At 73.8% G+C, this 18,900-nt stretch carries 15 protein-coding genes; 9 read left to right on the top strand and 6 right to left on the bottom strand.

Translation table 11 applies throughout. From position 1 onward, the window contains the following. Nucleotides 1-141 precede the first annotated feature (141 nt). Together cofD and IF99_RS0123030 are read left to right on the top strand one after the other, a co-directional pair. On the top strand, nucleotides 142-1,101 hold the full coding sequence (cofD, locus tag IF99_RS0123025) for a 2-phospho-L-lactate transferase (protein WP_030998814.1): 960 nt from the start codon (nucleotides 142-144) through the stop codon (nucleotides 1,099-1,101). After that, the gene (locus tag IF99_RS0123030) at nucleotides 1,098-2,399 is read left to right on the top strand and encodes a coenzyme F420-0:L-glutamate ligase (RefSeq protein WP_030998815.1); all 1,302 of its coding nucleotides are present in this window, start codon (nucleotides 1,098-1,100) and stop codon (nucleotides 2,397-2,399) included. Before cofD ends, IF99_RS0123030 begins: the two co-directional genes overlap by 4 nt. Before the next feature lie 112 nt (nucleotides 2,400-2,511). On the opposite strand, the gene IF99_RS0123035 is transcribed toward IF99_RS0123030, so the two are convergent. The 3 genes from IF99_RS0123035 to IF99_RS0123045 form a co-directional block, all read right to left on the bottom strand. Beyond that, nucleotides 2,512-3,477 carry a DNA-3-methyladenine glycosylase gene (locus IF99_RS0123035; RefSeq protein WP_030998816.1) on the bottom strand — a complete coding sequence of 322 codons (966 nt, stop codon included), beginning with the start codon at nucleotides 3,475-3,477 and terminating at the stop codon, nucleotides 2,512-2,514. 89 nt (nucleotides 3,478-3,566) lie between these two features. Next, nucleotides 3,567-4,658 (bottom strand): sugar phosphate nucleotidyltransferase, encoded by a 1,092-nt coding sequence (locus tag IF99_RS0123040; RefSeq protein WP_030998817.1) that lies wholly within the window; start codon nucleotides 4,656-4,658, stop codon nucleotides 3,567-3,569. 128 nt (nucleotides 4,659-4,786) lie between these two features. Continuing rightward, nucleotides 4,787-6,007: an N-acetylmuramoyl-L-alanine amidase gene (locus IF99_RS0123045; RefSeq protein ID WP_030998819.1), complete on the bottom strand. Its 1,221-nt coding sequence runs from the start codon at nucleotides 6,005-6,007 to the stop codon at nucleotides 4,787-4,789. Between the two features lie 136 nt (nucleotides 6,008-6,143). Here IF99_RS0123045 and IF99_RS0123050 point away from each other — a divergent pair, with 136 nt between their 5' ends. From IF99_RS0123050 to IF99_RS0123070, 5 genes are all read left to right on the top strand, one after another. Next, nucleotides 6,144-6,887 carry a TIGR03089 family protein gene (locus IF99_RS0123050; RefSeq protein WP_030998822.1) on the top strand — a complete coding sequence of 248 codons (744 nt, stop codon included), beginning with the start codon at nucleotides 6,144-6,146 and terminating at the stop codon, nucleotides 6,885-6,887. A 178-nt stretch (nucleotides 6,888-7,065) separates the two neighbouring features. Further along, the gene (locus IF99_RS0123055) at nucleotides 7,066-8,283 is read left to right on the top strand and encodes an LCP family protein (RefSeq protein WP_030998824.1); all 1,218 of its coding nucleotides are present in this window, start codon (nucleotides 7,066-7,068) and stop codon (nucleotides 8,281-8,283) included. A gap of 317 nt (nucleotides 8,284-8,600) precedes the next feature. Next, nucleotides 8,601-10,409, top strand: a complete 1,809-nt coding sequence (locus tag IF99_RS0123060; RefSeq protein ID WP_030998826.1) for an LCP family protein — start codon at nucleotides 8,601-8,603, stop codon at nucleotides 10,407-10,409. A 185-nt stretch (nucleotides 10,410-10,594) separates the two neighbouring features. Next, the gene (locus IF99_RS0123065; protein ID WP_234340816.1) at nucleotides 10,595-12,397 is read left to right on the top strand and encodes an LCP family protein; all 1,803 of its coding nucleotides are present in this window, start codon (nucleotides 10,595-10,597) and stop codon (nucleotides 12,395-12,397) included. Nucleotides 12,398-12,585: 188 nt separating this feature from the next. Continuing rightward, the gene (locus tag IF99_RS0123070; RefSeq protein WP_078655224.1) at nucleotides 12,586-14,112 is read left to right on the top strand and encodes an LCP family protein; all 1,527 of its coding nucleotides are present in this window, start codon (nucleotides 12,586-12,588) and stop codon (nucleotides 14,110-14,112) included. An 84-nt stretch (nucleotides 14,113-14,196) separates the two neighbouring features. Here the strand turns inward: IF99_RS0123070 and IF99_RS0123075 are convergent, their stop codons facing one another. Continuing rightward, nucleotides 14,197-14,745 carry an acyl-CoA thioesterase gene (locus IF99_RS0123075; RefSeq protein ID WP_030998832.1) on the bottom strand — a complete coding sequence of 183 codons (549 nt, stop codon included), beginning with the start codon at nucleotides 14,743-14,745 and terminating at the stop codon, nucleotides 14,197-14,199. Between the two features lie 117 nt (nucleotides 14,746-14,862). Here IF99_RS0123075 and IF99_RS0123080 point away from each other — a divergent pair, with 117 nt between their 5' ends. Both IF99_RS0123080 and IF99_RS0123085 read left to right on the top strand, forming a co-directional pair. Then, nucleotides 14,863-16,206 (top strand): LCP family protein, encoded by a 1,344-nt coding sequence (locus IF99_RS0123080; RefSeq protein WP_030998834.1) that lies wholly within the window; start codon nucleotides 14,863-14,865, stop codon nucleotides 16,204-16,206. A 198-nt stretch (nucleotides 16,207-16,404) separates the two neighbouring features. Continuing rightward, complete coding sequence (locus IF99_RS0123085; protein WP_030998836.1) at nucleotides 16,405-17,238, top strand: SAM-dependent methyltransferase; 834 nt, start codon at nucleotides 16,405-16,407, stop codon at nucleotides 17,236-17,238. A 6-nt stretch (nucleotides 17,239-17,244) separates the two neighbouring features. Here IF99_RS0123085 and IF99_RS0123090 read toward each other — a convergent pair whose 3' ends face one another. Together IF99_RS0123090 and IF99_RS0123095 are read right to left on the bottom strand one after the other, a co-directional pair. After that, nucleotides 17,245-18,342: a hypothetical protein gene (locus tag IF99_RS0123090; protein WP_030998838.1), complete on the bottom strand. Its 1,098-nt coding sequence runs from the start codon at nucleotides 18,340-18,342 to the stop codon at nucleotides 17,245-17,247. Nucleotides 18,343-18,423: 81 nt separating this feature from the next. Continuing rightward, entirely contained in the window at nucleotides 18,424-18,816 is a 393-nt protein-coding gene (locus IF99_RS0123095) for a hypothetical protein (RefSeq protein ID WP_030998839.1), read from the bottom strand. Nucleotides 18,817-18,900: the final 84 nt, after the last annotated feature.

Genomic DNA, 18,900 nt, shown 5'->3' on the forward strand with positions numbered 1-18,900 from the left:
CCGGGCGCGCGCCTCGTGCCAGGCCCGGCGCCTGAGGCGCGCACGCCGGAACCCGGGCCCGCACATCGCACCGTGCCGTGCCCGCGCCCTCCGCGCCGCCCCCTGGGTCCCCCCGCGCACCGCCTGCGAGAGACTGTCCCCATGCGCATTGTGGTTCTGGCCGGCGGCATCGGCGGCGCCCGATTCCTGCGGGGCCTTCAGCAGGCCGTACCCGAGGGCACGGACATCACCGTCATCGGCAACACCGGGGACGACATCCACTTGTTCGGGCTGAAGGTGTGCCCGGACCTCGACACCGTGATGTACACGCTCGGCGGCGGCATCAACGAGGAGCAGGGCTGGGGGCGCAGCGAGGAATCCTTCCGGGTCAAGGAGGAACTCGCCGCCTACGGCGTCGGGCCCGAGTGGTTCGGGCTCGGCGACAGGGACTTCGCGACGCACATCGTGCGGACGCAGATGCTCGCGGCCGGTTACCCGCTCAGCGCGGTCACCGAGGCGCTGTGCGAGCGCTGGCAGCCCGGGGTCCGCCTCCTGCCCATGTCGGACGACCGCGTGGAGACGCACGTCGCCGTCGAGACGGACGGGGAGCGCAAGGCCGTCCACTTCCAGGAGTACTGGGTCCGGCTGCGGGCCTCGGTGCCCGCGCTCGCCGTCGTGCCCGTCGGCGCCGAGCAGGCGAAGCCCGCGCCGGGCGTCCTGGAGGCGATCGCGCGCGCCGACGTCATCCTCTTCCCGCCCTCCAACCCGGTCGTCTCGATCGGCACGATCCTCGCGGTGCCCGGCATCAGGGAGGCGATCGCCGAGGCGGGCGTGCCGGTCGTCGGGCTCTCGCCGATCATCGGGGACGCCCCCGTGCGCGGCATGGCCGACAAGGTCCTCGCGGCCGTCGGCGTCGAGTCCAGCGCCGCCGCCGTCGCGGAGCACTACGGTGCGGGGCTGCTCGACGGCTGGCTCGTGGACACCGTGGACGAGGCGGCGGTCGCGCGCGTCGAGGCGGAGGGCATCCGCTGCCGCGCCGTCCCGCTGCTCATGACGGACCTCGACGCGAGCGCGCGCATGGCCCGCGCGGCACTCGAACTCGCCGAGGAGGTACGCGCGTGAGCACGGTCCCGTCCCTCTCCGTACGGGCCGTGCCCGGTATCCCCGAGGTCGCCGCGGGCGACGACCTCGCCGCGCTCGTCGCCGCAGCGGACCCCGGCCTCGCCGACGGGGACCTCGTCGTCGTCACCTCGAAGATCGTCTCGAAGGCGGAGGGGCGGATCGTGGCCGCCGACTCGCGCGAGGAGGCGATCGACGCGGAGACCGTGCGCGTCGTGGCCCGGCGCGGCACGCTGCGCATCGTCGAGAACCGGCAGGGCCTCGTCATGGCCGCCGCCGGGGTGGACGCCTCGAACACGGCGGCGGGGACCGTGCTCCTCCTCCCCGAGGACCCCGACGCCTCCGCCGCCCGCATCCGCGAAGGGCTGCGCGCGGCGCTCGGGGTGCGGGTCGGGGTGCTCGTCACGGACACCTTCGGGCGGCCGTGGCGCGCCGGGCTCACCGATGTCGCGATCGGCGCCTCGGGCGTACGGGTCCTCGACGACCTGCGCGGCGGCACGGACGCGCACGGCAACCCGCTCAGCGCGACCGTCGTCGCGCTCGGCGACGAGATCGCGGCGGCGGGCGACCTCGTGAAGGGCAAGGCGGACGGCTACCCGGTCGCCGTCGTGCGCGGCCTCGGGCGCCTCGTCACGGACGCGCCGGAGGGGGCGCGGGCGCTCCTGCGCGACGCGCGCGACGACATGTTCCGCCTCGGGACCTCGGAGGCGGTACGGGAGGCGGTCGCCCAGCGCCGCACGGTACGGGCCTTCACCGACGAGCCCGTCGACCCCGGCGCCGTGCGCCGTGCCGTGGCCGCCGCCGTCACCGCGCCCGCGCCGCACCACACGACGCCGTGGCGCTTCGTCCTGCTGGAGTCGGAGTCCGCGCGCACCGCGCTGCTCGACGCGATGCGGGACGCGTGGATCGCGGACCTGCGGCGCGACGGCAAGAGCGAGGAGTCGATCGCGAAGCGGGTGCGGCGCGGCGACGTCCTGCGCAGGGCCCCGTACCTCGCGGTCCCGTGCCTCGTCACGGAGGGCGCGCACCACTACGGCGACGCGCGGCGCGACGCGGCGGAGCGGGAGATGTTCGTCGTGGCGACGGGCGCGGGAGTGCAGAACTTCCTCGTCGCGCTCGCCGGGGAACGGCTCGGCTCGGCGTGGGTCTCGTCCACGATGTTCTGCCGGGACGTGGTGCGCGAGGTGCTGAAGCTGCCCGAGGAGTGGGACCCGATGGGCGCGGTGGCGATCGGGCACCCGGAGGAGGTGCCGGCGCCGAGAGCGGGCCGGGACCCGGAGGACTTCCTGACCGTCCGCTGACGCCGGGGCGGCCAGGGCCTGTCTTCACTCTCGCCTCTGCCGCGCGACGCCCGGTACGCACTCTCGCCGCACGGCCGCCCTGCGGGCGACGAGGCGAGAGGGAAGACAGGCCCTACCAGCGCGCGATGTCGGTCTTGCGCATCTTCGGGGCGCGGCGCGGCGGGATCGAGCCGACCGTGAGGAGGTAGCGGACGGCGCGGTGGCGGTGGCCCTCGTACGGGGCGAGCAGTTCGAGCATCCGGGCGTCGTCGGCGTCCCGCTCGCCCGCGAGGGACCAGCCGACGATGCGCGGCAGGTGCAGGTCGCCCGTCGTGACCTCGTCGGGCGCGCCGTGCGTGCGCTGGACGACCTCGGCGGAGGTCCAGGGGCCGATCCCGGGGATCTTCTCCAGGCGGGCCCGGGCCTCGGCGGGCGTCATCCCGGCGGCCTCCTCCATGCGGGCGGCGACGCGCACCGCCCGCAGGATCGTCGAGGCCCGCTTGTTGTCGACGCCGGCGCGGTGCCACTCCCAGGAGGGGAGGAGCGCCCAGTCGCGCGCGGCGAGCGGCACCGCCATCCCCTCGGGGGCGGGCCCTGGGGCGGGCTCGCCGAAGCGGCTGAGGAGGCGGCGCCAGGCCCGGTACGCCTCGTCCGCCGTGACCTTCTGCTCCAGGACGGAGGGGATGAGCGATTCGAGGACGAGTCCGGTCCGCGCGAGCCGCAGCCCCGGCGCGCGGCGGTGCCCCTCGGCGACGAGCCGGTGCCGGGGGGCGAAGCCGCCGGGCCGGTCCTCGCCGCCGAGCAGGACGGGCAACCGGTCGAGGAACCACTCGGCGCCGGGCCCCCAGGCGTCTCCCCGCACGGTGCCCCCGAGGGCGGTGACGCGGAGGGTGGCGGGGCCTTCGGGGGTGCGGCTGACGCGCCAGAAGGCGCCGCTCGCGTCGACGCGGAAGGCGGGGTCGCCGGGGCCGCGCCGCAGGCAGCCGAGGATCTGGCCGAGGTGGAGGGGGCCGTCGGGGGCCCAGGCGCGGGTCCGGGGGGCCTGGGGCCGGAGGGCACCGGAGGGTGCGGGGATACGGAGGGGGAAACGGCCGGCCACGCGTCGAGGCTACCGGGCCCCGCGGGCCCCACCCCCACCAGGCCCCTGGGCCGTGTCCGCGAAGTCCCTCCCCGCCGCAGGAGCCGTGGCTACTGGTCGGAGGAGAACCTGACGGCCCCGTCCGGCAGGACGGCCCCGCACCACACCCGCACCCCGGCCCGCAGTTCGTTGTCGGCCCCCACGACCGCCCCGTCCCCGACGACCGCCCCGTCGAGCACGCTCCGCGCTCCGACCCGGGCCGCGACCCCGACCAGTGAGTCCGTCACCACCGCGCCCGGGGCGACCACCGCGCCGTCGAGGATCGTCGAGCCGCTCACCCGCGCGCCCTCGCCGATCACGGCGCGCTCCCCCACCACCGTGCCGCCGGTGAGCTTGGCGTCCACGGCGACCTCGGCAGTGGGCAGGACGAGGTGTTCGCCGCAGCGGCCCGGGACGGCCGGTGAGGGGGCGCGGCCGAGGACGAGGTCGGCGGAGCCCCGGACGAAGGCCTGCGGGGTGCCGAGGTCGAGCCAGTACGTGGAGTCGACCATGCCCTGGAGGTGGGCGCCGGAGTCGAGGAGCCCGGGGAAGGTCTCGCGCTCGACGGAGACGGGGCGCCCGGTGGGGATGGAGTCGATGACACGGCGGCGGAAGACGTAGGCGCCCGCGTTGATCTGGTCGGTGACGATCTCCTCGGGCGTCTGCGGCTTCTCCAGGAAGGCGAGGACGCGGCCGGAGGCGTCGGTGGGCACGAGGCCGAAGGCGCGCGGGTCGTCGACGCGGCTGAGGTGGAGCGAGACATCGGCCCCGGTGGTGACGTGGGTGGCGACGAGGGCGCCGATGTCGAGCCCGGTGAGGATGTCCCCGTTGAAGATGAGGACGGGCTCGTCGGGCCCCGACTCCAGGTGGGAGGCGACGTTGCGGATGGCGCCGCCGGTGCCGAGCGGCTCGCGCTCGGTCACGTAGTCGATGCGCAGCCCGAGCGCGGAGCCGTCCCCGAAGTACGGCTCGAAGACCTCGGCGAGGTAGGAGGTCGCGAGCACGATGTGCTCCACACCGGCCGCGCGGGCCCGCGCCAGCTGGTGCGCGAGAAAGGGCACACCCGCCGCCGGGACCATCGGCTTGGGGGTGTTCACCGTGAGGGGGCGCAGCCTCGTGCCCTTGCCGCCCACCAGGAGGATCGCTTCCGGTGCTGAAGTCACGCTGGCTTCTCTGCTTCCTGCTGGGGCCGGCCGAATGTCTTTCGGCCGGCCAGTTTATGCAGATGAGGATCTTTGCGGGGAAGCCGGAACCCTCCCCGTGAGGGAGGGTTCCGGCGGCGGGGGCGGGGTCACCTGCCCTGGAGTGCCGCCGCTTTGCTGCGAAGGGTGCCGAGTTTCTCGTACAGCGACTTCCCCGGGCATTCCGTGGCAAATCCGTCGCGGTGCCCGGAAATGACGTCGAGGTCGGCCTTCTCTCCCTTCTCGTACAGATTGCCGCCGTCCGAGACGAGCGTGACCTTCCCCCGCGGGTCCATGTTGTTGAGGCCGAGTTTCCAGGCCGTGAGCTTGGCGAGGCCGTCGAGCGCGGCGGCGGAGGGCTCGGTGTCGGTGTACGTGCCGAGCAGCGCGATCCCCGTGCTGTCGGTGTTGAAACCGAGGGTGTGCGCCCCCATCACGGGCTTGGCGACGCCCCCGGCACGGCCCTCGTAGACGGTGCCGCATTTGTCGACGAGGAAGTTGTAGCCGATGTCACGCCACCCGTTGCTCTCGACGTGATAGCGGTAAATACCGCGAATGACGGAGGGCGCCTCCTCGCACGTGTAGTTGTTGCCGCTTGCGCTGTGGTGGATGAACGCGGCACGCACCGGCCCCGTGTAGACGAATGAGGATTCGCGCAGATTCTCGTCGGCGCCCCAGCCGGCCCGGTCGACGATGGCGGGCTCGGGCGCTTGGCCGCGCGGGAGCGAGCCCTGGTCGGCGGGAGGCCGCACGGAGCCCGGCACCGGATTCGTCGCCCCGCGCCGGTCGGTGCCCGGGTCCACGAGGTCGATACGGAGCCCGGCGGGCAGCGGGGCGGGGCCGCTCACCCGCACCTCGACCGCGTCGGCCGCCCCGGTCCACAGCGGCGCGGTGCCGCCGTGCCGGCCGGGCGCGCGGGCCTCACGGCTCTCCGGGTCCGCCGCGTGCTCGGCGTTGTGGGTCTCCAGGGCCCGCCAGGCGCTCCAGGCGCCGGTGGCCGCGTCCCGTACCCGCACCTGTGCCGTGCCCGTGAGCGTGCGCGCGGGGTCGTCCCAGACGACGCCGACGAGCGAGAAGGGCTTGGTGCCACGACGGGACAGCGTCGCGTCGTAGCGCTCGTGGCCGTCCGCGCGGGCCACGGGCAGGCTGGTGAGCGGGAGCGAGGCGGTGGAGCCGGGCACCGGGGCGGGCGCGGAGGAGGCGGGGCGCGCGGGCGCGGTGGTGCGGGCGCGGGTGCCCGTGTCGGGGTGCGCGGCGGCGGGCGGGGCGAGCGGCAGCGTGAGGAGGGCCGCGCAGGCGACACCTATCGAGGAGGCGAGAAATGTACGCATATGAACGATATTGGGCATATCTTCCGGAGCTGTCCACGGGAGTTGAGGGTGCGTCGGCCACCCTGGTGACACCCTGACGGCCGTGCGCGGACCCGGCGGGCGGAAGGGGCGGGGCGGCCCGCGTAGCCTGGGGCACGTGACCGCTCTCGACCGCACCCCCGCCGACCTGCTGCGTTCCGCGCTCGCCACGGACCCGGCCCGCCCCTTCGTCACCTACTACGACGACGCGACCGGCGAACGCGTGGAACTCTCGGTCGCCACCTTCGCCAATTGGGTGGCCAAGACCGCGAACCTGATCCAGGGTGAGCTGTCCCTGAGCCCCGGCGACCGGCTCGCGCTGCACCTGCCCGCGCACTGGCAGTCGGCCGTCTGGCTCGTCGCCGCCTCCTCGACCGGGCTCCTCGTGGACGTCGCGGGCGACCCGGCGCGGGCGGACCTCGTCGTGACGGGCCCCGAGTCCCTGGAGGCGGCCCGCGCCTGCACGGGCGAGCGCGTCGCGCTCAGCCTGCGCCCGCTCGGCGTGCGGTTCCCCGTGACGCCCGAGGGCTTCCTCGACTACGCGGTCGAGGTCCCGGCCCAGGGCGACCGCTTCGCGCCCTTCGCCCCCGTGGACCCGGAGGAACCGGCGCTCGTGGTGGCGGGCGAGGAGCTGACGAGCACCCAGCTGGTGGAGCGCGCGCAGGGCGACGCGGAGCGGCTGGGCGTCGGCCCCGGCGAGCGGATTCTGAGCGGCCTCGGCTTCGCCGACTGGGCGGGTCTCGCGGCGGGGCTCTACGCGCCGCTGGCGGTGGGGGCGTCCGTCGTGCTCTGCCGTCACGTGGACCGGGGGGCGCTGGAGCGGCGGATGGCGGACGAGCGGGTGACCGTCTCCGCCGTATAGCCCGTTCCGGCGTGCGGGGGCCCCTCTGGTCGGGTCCCCTTCGCCTGGGGCCTCCTTCGTTCGGTGCCCCGCCCTTCGTTCGATGCCCGCCATTCGTTCGGCCCCCCGCCGCGCGCGCTCCCGCCCCTCGGGCCGCATCGTCGGAAGGGGAGAACTGACGGCGAGCGGCGGAGGTCCAGTGAACATCGCGCACGTCCTCCATCGGCACTGGGTGCGCTGGGTCGCCTTCGGGCTCGCCGTCGCGCTGCTCGTCCTCACTGCCGTCGTCTGGGGCTTCTACCGGAAGCTCGACCGGAACATCACGGAGGACACCTCGGCGGCGGACGAGTTGCGCAAGTACGACCGCGAGCGGCCCTCGTCCGGCGCGAAGGGGGCGCAGAACATCCTCCTCATCGGCTCGGACTCGCGTGCGGGCAAGAACCAGGAGTACGGGCGCGACGGCGGCACCCAGCGCTCGGACACCACGATCCTGCTGCACGTCTCGCGGGACAGGAAGCACGCGACCGCCGTCTCGCTGCCGCGCGACCTGATGGTGACGGTCCCCGCCTGCCGGGGCACGGACGGCAAGCGGCAGGACGAGCGTCTCGCGCAGTTCAACTCGGCCTTCGAGAGCGGCGGCACCGCGTGCACCGTGCGGACGGTCGAGAAGATGACGAACGTGCGCGTCGACCACTACGTGGTGGTCGACTTCGAGGGCTTCAAGAAGATGGTGGACGCGGTCGGCGGGGTCACGGTGTGCGTCGAGCGGCCCATCGACGACAAGGACGCGCACCTCAAGCTCGCCGCAGGGAACCAGATGCTCGACGGCGAGGAGGCGCTCGGGTACGTACGGGTGCGCAAGACGCTCGGGGACGGCTCGGACACCGACCGGATCAACCGCCAGCAGAAGTTCCTCGCCGCGCTCGTCTCGAAGATGAGCGGCGGCGATGTCCTCTACAACCCGGCGAAGCTCTACCCCGTGCTCGACGCGGCGACCTCCGCGCTCACCACCGACCCGGGCCTCGCGAGCCTGCGCGACCTCTACGGCATGGTCCGCGACGTCCGCTCCGTACCGACCAAGGACGTCCGCTTCCTGACGGTCCCGCGCGAGGCGTACGCGGCCGACCCGAACCGGGACCAGCTCGTGCAGCCCGACGCGGAACGTCTCTTCGCGCGGTTGCGCGAGGACGCACCGGTCGGCGTGGAGCCGCGCCCGAGCGGCTCCCCGTCGCCGGACGCGAGCGGGAGGCCCGACCGCACGAAGGCGGGCGGCGAGGGCGCCGAGGCGGCCAGGGGACACGATCCGGCGGGCGCGGGCGGCGACGCGGCGGGCACGGACCGTGACGCCGCGAGGACCGGGGCCGGGGAGCGCTACCGGGGGACGACCGCGGCGGACGCGGGATGTCCGGGCACGTAAGGGCGGGATGTCCGGGCACGTAAGTGAGCACGCTGTCGGCGGACTGTGCACCACTCGGCCTTCTCAAGTAAAGGAATGACCGGCCGGAGTTCAATCACTTCCATAATTGCCACGGAATGCCCGGTTGTAAGGGAAGTGGAATGGGTCACCGCCGTCGTCGCGCGGGGCGGCGGGCGGCTAATGTGAGCGATCCCGGTGGCCGTGGCCGTACTCATCGCGGCGCGTCACCGATTGACCCGAGTGCCTCCCGCCGCGTCTCCACCCCACCTGGAGGGCGGGTCGGCGCCGCGTGCCCCGTGACGGAGGATTGGACAACCGTGGACGCGCAAGGCCGTGGGCGGGGGGAAGAATTCGACCCCGCCGACCAATGGGTACTCAATCCGCAGACGGGCGAATACGAACTGCGACTCGGCGGCTCCGCTGAGCAGTCGCCGCAGGCGCCGGGGGCCGGAGGCGGGACCTGGGACCACGTCGACGGGTCCGCGCGCCCCCGCAGAACCGACCCCTACCGCTCCGGGCCCTCCGGCGCCGGGCAGGACGGGTCCCCGCGCGCGGCGAGCACCCCCCGTGAGGGCGGCCGTGCCGCGGCGCGGCAGGAGGCGGCGAGCGGTGGCCGGGCCTCGGCCCGCGGCCAGGGCGCGGGGCGGGCGGCCTCGCGCAAGGCGCGCAAGGGCGGCGGCAAGAAGAAGGCGCTGCTGTGGACGGCCGGGGGGATCGGCTTCGTGATCGTCGCGGTGGCCGGCAGCGGCTACGCGTACTACCAGCACCTCAACGGCAACATCGACAAGGTCGACATCGGCGACGCGGGGAACAAGGACGCCGCCCCCGACGGCCCGATCAACATCCTGATCATCGGCACCGACAAGCGCACCGGCAAGGGCAACGAGGGGTACGGGGACAAGGACAGCCCGGGCCACGCGGACACCAACATCCTGCTGCACGTCTCCGCCGACCGCACCAACGCGACCGGGCTCAGCATCCCCCGCGACCTCATCACGAACATCCCGGACTGCCCCACCAAGCAGGACGACGGCTCCACGAAGACGATCCCCGGCACGCAGAACGTCCGCTTCAACACGAGCCTCGGGCAGGAGGGCCGCGACCCGGGCTGCACGATGCGCACGGTCACGGAGCTGACCGGGCTCAAGGTCGACCACTTCATGATGGCCGACTTCAACGCGGTCAAGAACCTGACGACGGCCGTCAACGGCGTCGAGGTGTGCGTGGCGAAGGACGTCGACGACCCCGACTCGCACCTCAAGCTCTCGGCCGGGACGCACAAGGTGCAGGGCGAGCAGGCGCTCGCCTTCGTGCGCACCCGGCACAGCTTCGGCAACCAGGGCGACCTCGACCGCATCAAGGTCCAGCAGCAGTTCCTCGGTTCACTCGCCCGTCAGCTCAAGTCCGAGGACACGCTGACGAGTCCGAAGAAGCTCTACAAGGTCGCCGAGGCGGCGACCAACGCGCTCACGGTCGACTCGGGGATCGGCAGCATCACGAAACTGATGTCGCTGGCCAAGGAGTTGCAGCACATCAACCCGAAGAACATCACCTTCGTGACGCTCCCCGTGGTCGACAACCCGGCCGAGAAGGTCAAGGCGACGGTCGTCCTCAACGAGACGGACGCGGAACCCCTCTTCGCGATGATGAAGGACGACGTCTCGCTCACCAAGGTCAACAGCGAGAAGAAGGCCGCGGCGGACAAGAAGAAGGAGGCCGAGGAGGCGCGGCTCAAGGGGAGCAAGTCCGAGGCGTCCGACATCCGCGTGGAGATCTTCAACGGCGGTGCGGCGACCGGGATGGCGCAGGGCGAGCTGACCTGGCTCCAGACCAACCAGGGTGTCAGCAAGTCGAGTCAGCAGGGCGACGCGCCGAAGCAGAAGGGCACGACGCTGGAGTACTCCCCCGACCAGGCCCCGCAGGCGCGCAAGCTCGCCGAGATCATGGGGCTGCCGGGGTCCGCGCTCAAGCCCGGCGAGAGCATCGAGAACGACCAGGGGCTCCCCGCGATGAAGCTCGTGCTGGGCCCCGACTTCAAGGGCCCCGGCATCTCGGTGACGGCGCCCAAGGAAGCGCCGAAGAACGTCCTGCGCCAGGAGGCGGACAAGAAGGTCTGCGCGTCCTGAGCGGGCCCGCTCGGGCGGGGAAGAAGGGGGCAGGCGGGAGGCGAGGGAGCCTCCCGCCCGGGCGTGGGGGGGGCCAACTACGACCGGTGGCACAACGTTTCGGCGTGTTCGCAGGTCTGAGGGTGGAGGCCAGGGCCCGGCACCGAGGGGTGCCGGACAGGCAAGGGGCGGGAAGGCGGGACGAGATGACGGGTGACACGGCGAGCGGGAAGCTCCCGGGGCTCGGTCCGGGGGAGTCCGTACGGGCGGGGGAGCCGGCACCCGGGCCCGCCCCGGGCGAGGCGTCCGGCACCCCGGGCGTACCGGAGCCGGACCCGGAGGGCATACCGGGGCCCGCAGCGGACGGTTCCGTACCGGAGACCGCGACGGACCGGGCGGCGGAGGCCGCGAACGCCCCCGCACCGGCTGCCGCGAACGAGGCGGCAGCGGACAGCGCGCCGGACGCCGCCTCCCCCGCACCGGCTGCCGCATCGACCGTCCCCGCCCCGCCCCGCAAGCGGCGCCGGGCGCGGCGTGTGCTGGCCTGGACGGCGCTGTCGCTCGCGGTGGTGATCGCCGGTACCGCGACGGCGGGCTACCTCTACTACCAGCACCTCAACGACAACATCGTCAAGGCCGAACTCACCCCCGTGGCACCGGAGAAGCGTCCGCCCGCACCGACTCCGAACACGGCCGGCCAGACGCCGCTGAACATCCTCGTGATCGGCTCCGACAGCCGGAACACGAAGGAGAACCTGGAACTCGGCGGCGCGAAGGAGACGGTGGGCGGCAAGCCGCTCGCCGATGTGCAGATGCTCGTGCACGTCTCGGCGGACCGCAGCAACATGTCGGTCGTGAGCATGCCGCGCGACACGCTGCTCAAGCTCCCCGAGTGCGAGGACCCCGACACCGGCGAGGTCTACCAGGCCACGACCACCCGGCGGATGACGAACGAGACGCTCGGGCGCGGCGGCCCGGGGTGCACCGTCGCCACGTGGGAGGCCACGACCGGCATCCACATCGACCACTTCATGCTGGTCGACTTCTCCGGCGTCGTCTCGATGGCCGACGCGGTCGGCGGCGTCCCGGTCTGCGTGGACCGCAACATCTACTCGCACACCTCCACGGGCAAGGGCTCGGGCCTCAAGCTGGAGAAGGGCACGCACCCGGTCAAGGGCGAGCAGGCGCTCCAGTGGCTGCGCACGCGCTACGGCTTCGGCGACGGCACCGACATCGGGCGCGCGCAGGCCCAGCACATGTACATGAGCGCCATGGTGCGGCAGTTGCGCGAGAACGCGACGCTCGCCAACCCCGGCAAGCTCCGCTCGCTCGCCGAGGCGGCGACGAAGGCGCTCACCGTCGACGACGGCCTCGGCAGCGTCAAGAAGATCTACGACCTGAGCAACGACCTGCGCGCGGTGCCCCCGGAGCGCATCACGCTGACGACGATGCCCTTCGTGTACGAGGGGCCCCGCGTGGCGCCGAAGGCCGGGGACGCGGAGCAGTTGTGGCGGCTCGTGCGCGAGGACATCGCGCTCGACGGCAAGGACAAGAAGAAGCCGAAGGTCAAGGACATCAGCGACCAGGCCGCCGCGCCCGGGGAGGTGGAGGTGTCGGTGCGCAACGCCACCGCGACCGATCAGCTCGCCCTCGTACCGGGGCGCGCGGGCACGATCGCGGAGCGGCTCGCGGCCGAGGACTTCACGCGCACGACGGCCGACCAGGCCAACACGGGCAGCGAGGACAAGACGGAGGTCCGCTACCCGGGCGGGGACGCCGAGGCCGACGCGCAGTCGGTGGCGAAGGCGCTGAAGATCCCGCTGCGGCGCGTCAAGGAGAGCGCGGACGTCACGGGCGTGACCGTCGTGATCGGCTCCGACTGGCGCGAGGGCACGCGCTTCCCGAAGAAGGACGACGAGGACGACGACGCGCTGCCGAAGTCGGCGCAGGCGCTGAACGGCGCGGACGACACGGCGTGCATGAAGGTGGACCCGGCGTACTCGTGGTGAGCGGCGCCTGAGCGGTGAGGCGGGCGGGGCGACAGCGGGGGCGGGCGACAGCGGCGGCGGGCGGCAGCGGCAGCGGCAGCGGCAGCGGGGCGTTACCGCCAAAAGGGGGGACCTGAAGCGCGCCGCGTCGGCCACTACGGCGGTACGACAGTCATACCGGCTTACGGTCTGGCTCATCCCGTCCCGCCCTGCCGCCCGCGCGGCAGTGTCACCCGTGCGGAGGTACCGTGCCCGCCCCCAGCCCCCACTCCCCCCGTCCCCGCCGCGCCCCTCGTGCCCGCCGGGTCCCGCGCCGTCCGCCGAGCCGTCGCCGCCGGTTGCTGCGCTGGGGGGTACGGGGGCTGACGGGCTGTTCCGTCGCCGTGCTCCTCGCCGCCGGGGCCGGGCACACCCTGCTCAGCGGCGTCGATCACAAGATCGGCCGCGTCGACGCGTTCAAGGGCCTCGCGGGACCGGAGCGGCCCGCCGAGGGCCACGGCATGAACCTGCTGCTCACCGGGACCGACGAGCGCGCGGGCCTCGACGAGGAGACGCGGAAGCGGTACCGGCTCGGGGGCGCGCCCTGCCACTGCACGGACACGCTGATGATCGTGCACCTCTCGGCCGACCACTCCCGCGCGAGCGTCGTGAGCCTGCCCCGCGACTCGTACGCGATGCTGCCGCCGCACCTCGACCGCACCTCGGGCGAGCACCACCACGAGCACCCGGTGAAGCTCAACGCGGCCTACGCGGAGGGCGGCCCGCAGCTCACCGTGCGGACCGTCGAGAAGCTCACGAAGGTGAAGATCGACCACTACGTGGAGGTCGACTTCACGAGCTTCATGCGGACCGTGGACGCGCTCGGCGGCGTCGAGATCTGCACGGCGAAGCCGCTCAAGGACTCCTACACGGGCCTGGACCTCCCGGCGGGCCCGCACACGCTCGACGGCGGGCAGGCGCTCCAGTACGTGCGGGCGCGGCACGTCGACGCGGCGAGCGACCTCGGCCGGATGCGGCGGCAGCAGCGGTTCCTCGCGGCGGTCGTGGAGCGCGCGACGAGCGGCGGGACGCTGCTCAACCCGGTCCGGCTGCACGAGGTCGCGAACGCGCTCCTGTCGTCCGTGCGGGCCGACAAGGGCTTCGGCACGGACGAGATCCTGGACCTGGCCCGCGCGATGCGCGGCTTCAGCCCGTCCTCCTCGGAGTTCGTCTCGATGCCGCTCGCGCCCGAGGGCCGCCACGTCCCGCACATCGGCGACACCCTGGTGTGGGACCCGCGGCGGGCGAAGGACCTCTTCACGGCCCTGCGCGAGGACCGCCCCCTGGCCGCCCACAAACCGGCCCCGGGCCCGGCCCCCCTCCCGGTCGACGTCCCGCCGCAGCAGATCTCGGTACGGGTCCTGGACGCCGCGGGGACCGGGAGCGAGGCGGAGCGCGTGGCGAAGGCGCTGAGGGCGACGGGCTTCACCGCGACGGCGGGCACGGAGCGGGCCGCTCCGGCCGCGCGGACGACGATCGCCTACGACCCCGGCTGGGACCGCTCGGCCAAGAGCCTCGCGACCGCCCTCCCCCACGCGGCCCTCGTCCCCCGCAAGGGCCTCGGGCCCACCCTGGAGGTCACGGCCGGAGAGGACGCCCCGGCCGTGACGAAGGTACGCGCGGAGGACCCGGCCCAGGCCCCGAAGGAGAACAAGTACGGAGCGGTCCGGGGGGACGAGGTGACGTGCCCCTCTTGAGCCCTTCCCGTGAGGTGATGTGCCCCTCCTGAGAGGCGCCTGACCCCTCGCGGGCCCCCGCCCGTCCCTCCCGTCCCCTCCCGCTCAGTCCAGCAGCCCCTCCGCCACCCGCTTCTCGCGCAGCTCGCGGATCGCGCGGCGGCGGGCGAGGCGGTGGGTGCGGCGGATCTGGGCCTCCTGGAAGCGGCGCTCGTCGATGTCCGTCTCGGGGAGGACGGGGGGCACGGGCCGGGGGCGGCCCTGGGCGTCGACCGCCGCGAAGACGAGGTAGGCCGTGCCGACCTGCTGGGCCGGGGTCGATTCGTTCCAGCGTTCCGCCATGACGCGGACGCCGATCTCCATCGAGGTGCGCCCGGTCCAGTTGCACTGCGCGTGGACGTGCACGAGGTCCCCGATGCGGACCGGCTCCAGGAAGACCATCTCGTCCATCGAGGCCGTCACCGCGGGTCCGCCCGAGTGCCGTCCCGCGACGGCGCCCGCCGCGTCGTCGACGAGCTTCATGATCACGCCCCCGTGGCCCGTGCCGTAGAGGTTCGTGTCGGTGGCGGTCATGATGTGCGAGAGCGTCGTACGGGATGCCGAGGTCGGCTTGCCCGGGATCTCCGGGTCCGTACGCGGTGCCGGGTCAGTCATACGGTCCACTTTATGTCCGCCCGGTCACCCCCGCTTTTGCATCAGCTCTGCAACAGGCCCGCTGCGATTCCTTCCCCGCCCTGTATGGCGAGCCCCCGGGGACGGCAGACTTGTCCCATGAACGAGACGCCGCAGGGCTGGGGCGGGGAGCGATCCGACAGCCGGGGATACGGGCGCGGGAGCGCCGAGGCGCAGCCCGAGGGCGCCCGCTCGATGCCGCACGTGCGGCGCGGCGGGCCCGGAGGCCCCGGGCGGCCGGGGGCTCCCGGCGGCCCGGCTCCCGTGCCCCCACAGCAGCAGTACGGACAGCGGGGCGGCCCGTACCCGCCGCCGGACCAGTACGGGCAGCCGCAGGGTCAGTACGCGGACGGCTACGGCGAGTACGACAGCGGCTACAACACGGGGCAGGTCTACGGCGCGCCCGGCGGGCCGCAGCACCCCGGCGGTCCCGGCGGCCCCGCGCAGGGCCGTTCCGCGCGCCCGGCGCCGAACTGGCGCAAGCGCGTCAAGTGGACCGCGATCGTCGTCGTGGCCGCGCTCGTCGTGACGACCGTCTCGACGTACTTCTGGGCCGACGGCAAGATCCGCCGCGAGGTGGACCTGTCGAAGGTCATCGACCGCCCCTCGGAGGGCAAGGGCACCAACTACCTCATCGTCGGCTCCGACAGCCGCGAGGGGATGTCCCAGGAGGACAAGAAGCGCCTGCACACCGGCTCCGCCGAGGGCAAGCGCACCGACTCGATGATGATCCTGCACACGGGCGACAACGGGACCACGATGATCTCGCTGCCCCGTGACTCGAACGTCACGATCCCCTCCTTCAAGGGCTCGGACTCGGGCAAGATGTACCCGGCGCGGGGCGCGAACAAGCTGAACGCCGCGTACGCCTTCGACGGCCCCGAGCTTCTCGTGCGCACCATCGAGTACAACACCGGGCTGCACATCGACCACTACGCGGAGATCGGCTTCGGCGGCTTCGCGAGCATCGTGGACGCGGTCGGGGGCGTCGAGATGGACATCCCGAAGGGCTTCAAGGACAAGAAGTCGGGCGCCGACTTCAAGGCCGGGAAGCAGACCCTCGACGGCGAGCAGGCCCTCGCCTTCGTCCGCACCCGCTACGCGCTGCCCGGCAGCGACCTCGACCGCACGAAGAACCAGCAGAAGTTCCTCGCGGCGCTCGCCCACCAGGTCGCGACGCCGAGCACGGTCCTCAACCCCTTCAAGCTCTACCCCGTGATGGGCTCGGGTCTCGACTCGCTCGTCGTGGACAAGGACATGAGCCTCTGGAACCTCGCGTCGATGTTCTGGGCGATGAAGGGCGTCACGGGCGGCGACGGCAAGCAGATGAACATGCCGATCGCGGGCAGCGTCGGCGGCAACCTGGCCTGGGACATGCCGAAGGTCAAGCAGCTCGTCGACGAGCTCAAGAACGACGACAAGGTCACGGTCTCGGGCAACTGAACAAGCCCGTGACGGCGGGGCGTTCCGGACGCGGCACGGTCCGGGGCGCCCCACCGCGCCGTTCACGGACTCAGCGGCCCGGCCCGCCCCGGAGCGGCGCCCGCCCACCCCGCCGCCCCGTCCCGCGCGCACCTGCCGCGACTCGCATACTCTCGCTGCTACATGACGGTTGACGCGTGTGACTTGGAGAGCAGCGGCATGAGCGAAGCGGCCCCCAACAGCCCCTCCCCCTACATCGACACGACCCGCCCGCACCCGGCGCGGATGTACGACTGGTTCCTCGGCGGCAAGGACAACTACCCGGTCGACGAGGAGATGGGGCGCAAGGTCCTCGCCATCGAGCCGAACGTTCCCGTCCTCGCGCAGATGAACCGGGAGTTCATGCGGCGGGCCACGGGGTGGCTCGCCGCGCAGGGGGTACGGCAGTTCCTCGACATCGGCACGGGCATCCCCACCTCGCCGAACCTCCACCAGGTGGCCCAGGGGGTCGCCCCGGACGCGCGGATCGTCTACTGCGACAACGACCCGATCGTCCTCGCCCACGCCGAGGCGCTCCTGCGCAGCCACCCCGAGGGCTCCGTCGACTACGTGCAGGCCGATGTCCGCGACAGTGCGGCGATCGTCGAACGGGCTTCCAGGTCCCTCGACTTCAGCAAGCCGGTGGCCCTCTCGCTCATCGCGCTGCTGCACTTCGTCGGGGACAGGACCGGACCCGACGGCGAGGCCGGGGCCCACGAGGTCGTCTCCGGGCTCGTCGACCTCCTGGCGCCCGGGAGCTACCTCGTGCTCTCGCACGTGACCGCCGACTTCCAGCCGGAGAAGGCCGAGCAGGTCGGCAGCCTCTACCAGGCGGGCACGGCCTCCCTCCACCCGCGCCCGCGCGCGGAGTTCGCGAAGTTCTTCACCGGTCTGGAGTTCGTCGAGCCCGGCATCGTCTCCGAGGGCGAGTGGCGCCCCGAGCTGGGCGAGCCGATCCCCGGCGAGGAGGGCATCGTCAAGGCCGGCTACTCGGCCGTGGCCCGCAAGCCCTGAACCGCCTCACCGCCGCCACAGCACGACAGCCGTCGACTCGCCCCCCGCGCCGAGCGGTTGGCCCAGGAGCGAGACCGGCCCGGACGGCGGCGGTCCCGGCGCCCACGCGGACGCGAGCCGCGCGCGGGTGCCGGGGTCCGCGGGGAAGCGGCCCGTCGTGAGGAGCAACGCGCCTCCCGGGTGCGGGCCTTCGAGGAGGCGGGCGGCGGTGGCGGGCGTCTCGTACCAGTCGCCGCCGGGACGCAGCACGGCCGTCCCCCCGCCGACGCCGGGGGAGTCGCCCGCACCGAGCACCAGCAGCCCGCACGGCGCCCCGGGGTCGTCCACGGGGACGTGCAGGAGGCGCAGGCGGTAGGCCGCGGGCGGAGTGCCGTCGCGCAGGGCCGCGTCGGCGAGGACCGTCGCGCAGGCGCGGGCGGTCTCCTCACCGAGCCGCCGGTACGCCTCGGCGTCACGCGTGCGCAGGGCCTCGCGGAGCGCGGGCGCGGTCCGCAGGGCGTGCCGGTAGACGGCCGCGCAGGCGTCGTCCGCGGCGGGCCCGCTCGCGAGGGCCAAGAGGAGCCCGGGGCCGTACGGGGCGAGGGCCAGCGCCTCGGTACGGGACGGGCCCGCCGCCGTACGCGTGCTGATCCCGTACGCCGTCCAGGGGCCCGCCGAGGCCGCGTCGAGCACCATGGCGGGGCGCAGCGCGGCGCGCCAGTCGCCGGGCGGGGGGCTCGCGGGCGCCGCCGGAGCGGCGAGGGCCTCGCGGGCGGGCGGTGGCACGGCCGGGCGGTCGAGGGCCGGTGGCGGGCCGAGGCGCAGGTCGAGGTCGACCTCCTGGCCCGGTACGGGGCGTACGACGGCCATCGCGGACTCGGCGAAGTCGTCGAGGCTGAGCGCGCGGGGGCGCGGGCCGGGGACCTGCGGGTTCTCGCTGGAGTGCGGGCGGGGCGGGACGAGCGCGTCGGTGGGGCGCGGGCGGCGTACGGCGGCGGGGCGGCACGCCTCCGCGGCGGCGCGCCGTATGGCGGCGGCACGCGCCTCGCGCCGGCTTCGCTCCTCGTGGCGCAGCCGTTCCTCGTGCCGGGCGAGCGCGGTGTACCGGGCGGAGGGGTCGTCCATGGGGACCTCCAGGCGTACGGGACGACAAGGGCCCCGCCCTCCGGGGGGACCGGGAGGCGGGGCGGGTGCTGCGGGCGGGGCTCAGCCGAGCGGCAGGCCGCCGAGGAGACCGCCGACGGGGAGGCCGCCGAGGAGGCCCTGGACGGGGAGGCCGCCGACCATCGGGGCGTTGCCCTGGCCCTTGCCGCCCGCACGGGCCTGGTGGACCTGGCCCGCGAGCTGGCTGCCGGTCTGCTCGACGGTGTGGACGGCACCGGCGACCGTCGGGTTCTCCAGCGGGTTCTCGGTGATCTCCCCCGAGGCGAGCTGGCCCGCCACGTCGCCCACGGGCAGCGCGCCGGTGAGGGAGCCGAGGGGCAGACCGCCGAGCGCGTCGGTCGGGCCCGCGGCGGAGGCGGTGCCGGAGGCGGCGGCACCGGCGGCGAGGACGGCACCGACGGCGAAGGCGGCCTTGGCGAGCTTGTCGTGCTTCATGTGTCTGGGTCCCTCTCAGGGGTGGGGGGCGGACGCACAGCACAACGGGCGGGAGCGGGCGGGGGTCACGGGTCGGTGCGGGAC

Origin of the sequence: Streptomyces sp. NRRL F-5630, assembly GCF_000719475.1 — a bacterium.
Lineage (GTDB): Bacteria > Actinomycetota > Actinomycetes > Streptomycetales > Streptomycetaceae > Streptomyces.

Bases quoted from the DNA above. Each gene is read 5' to 3' on its own strand.
- cofD (WP_030998814.1), top strand. From the start codon at position 142: ATGCGCATTGTGGTTCTGGCCGGCGGCATCGGCGGCGCCCGATTCCTG.
- IF99_RS0123045 (WP_030998819.1), bottom strand. From the start codon at position 6,007: ATGCGTACATTTCTCGCCTCCTCGATAGGTGTCGCCTGCGCGGCCCTC.
- IF99_RS0123065 (WP_234340816.1), top strand. From the start codon at position 10,595: ATGACGGGTGACACGGCGAGCGGGAAGCTCCCGGGGCTCGGTCCGGGG.
- IF99_RS0123075 (WP_030998832.1), bottom strand. From the start codon at position 14,745: ATGACTGACCCGGCACCGCGTACGGACCCGGAGATCCCGGGCAAGCCG.
- IF99_RS0123080 (WP_030998834.1), top strand. From the start codon at position 14,863: ATGAACGAGACGCCGCAGGGCTGGGGCGGGGAGCGATCCGACAGCCGG.
- IF99_RS0123085 (WP_030998836.1), top strand. From the start codon at position 16,405: ATGAGCGAAGCGGCCCCCAACAGCCCCTCCCCCTACATCGACACGACC.
- IF99_RS0123090 (WP_030998838.1), bottom strand. From the start codon at position 18,342: ATGGACGACCCCTCCGCCCGGTACACCGCGCTCGCCCGGCACGAGGAA.
- IF99_RS0123095 (WP_030998839.1), bottom strand. From the start codon at position 18,816: ATGAAGCACGACAAGCTCGCCAAGGCCGCCTTCGCCGTCGGTGCCGTC.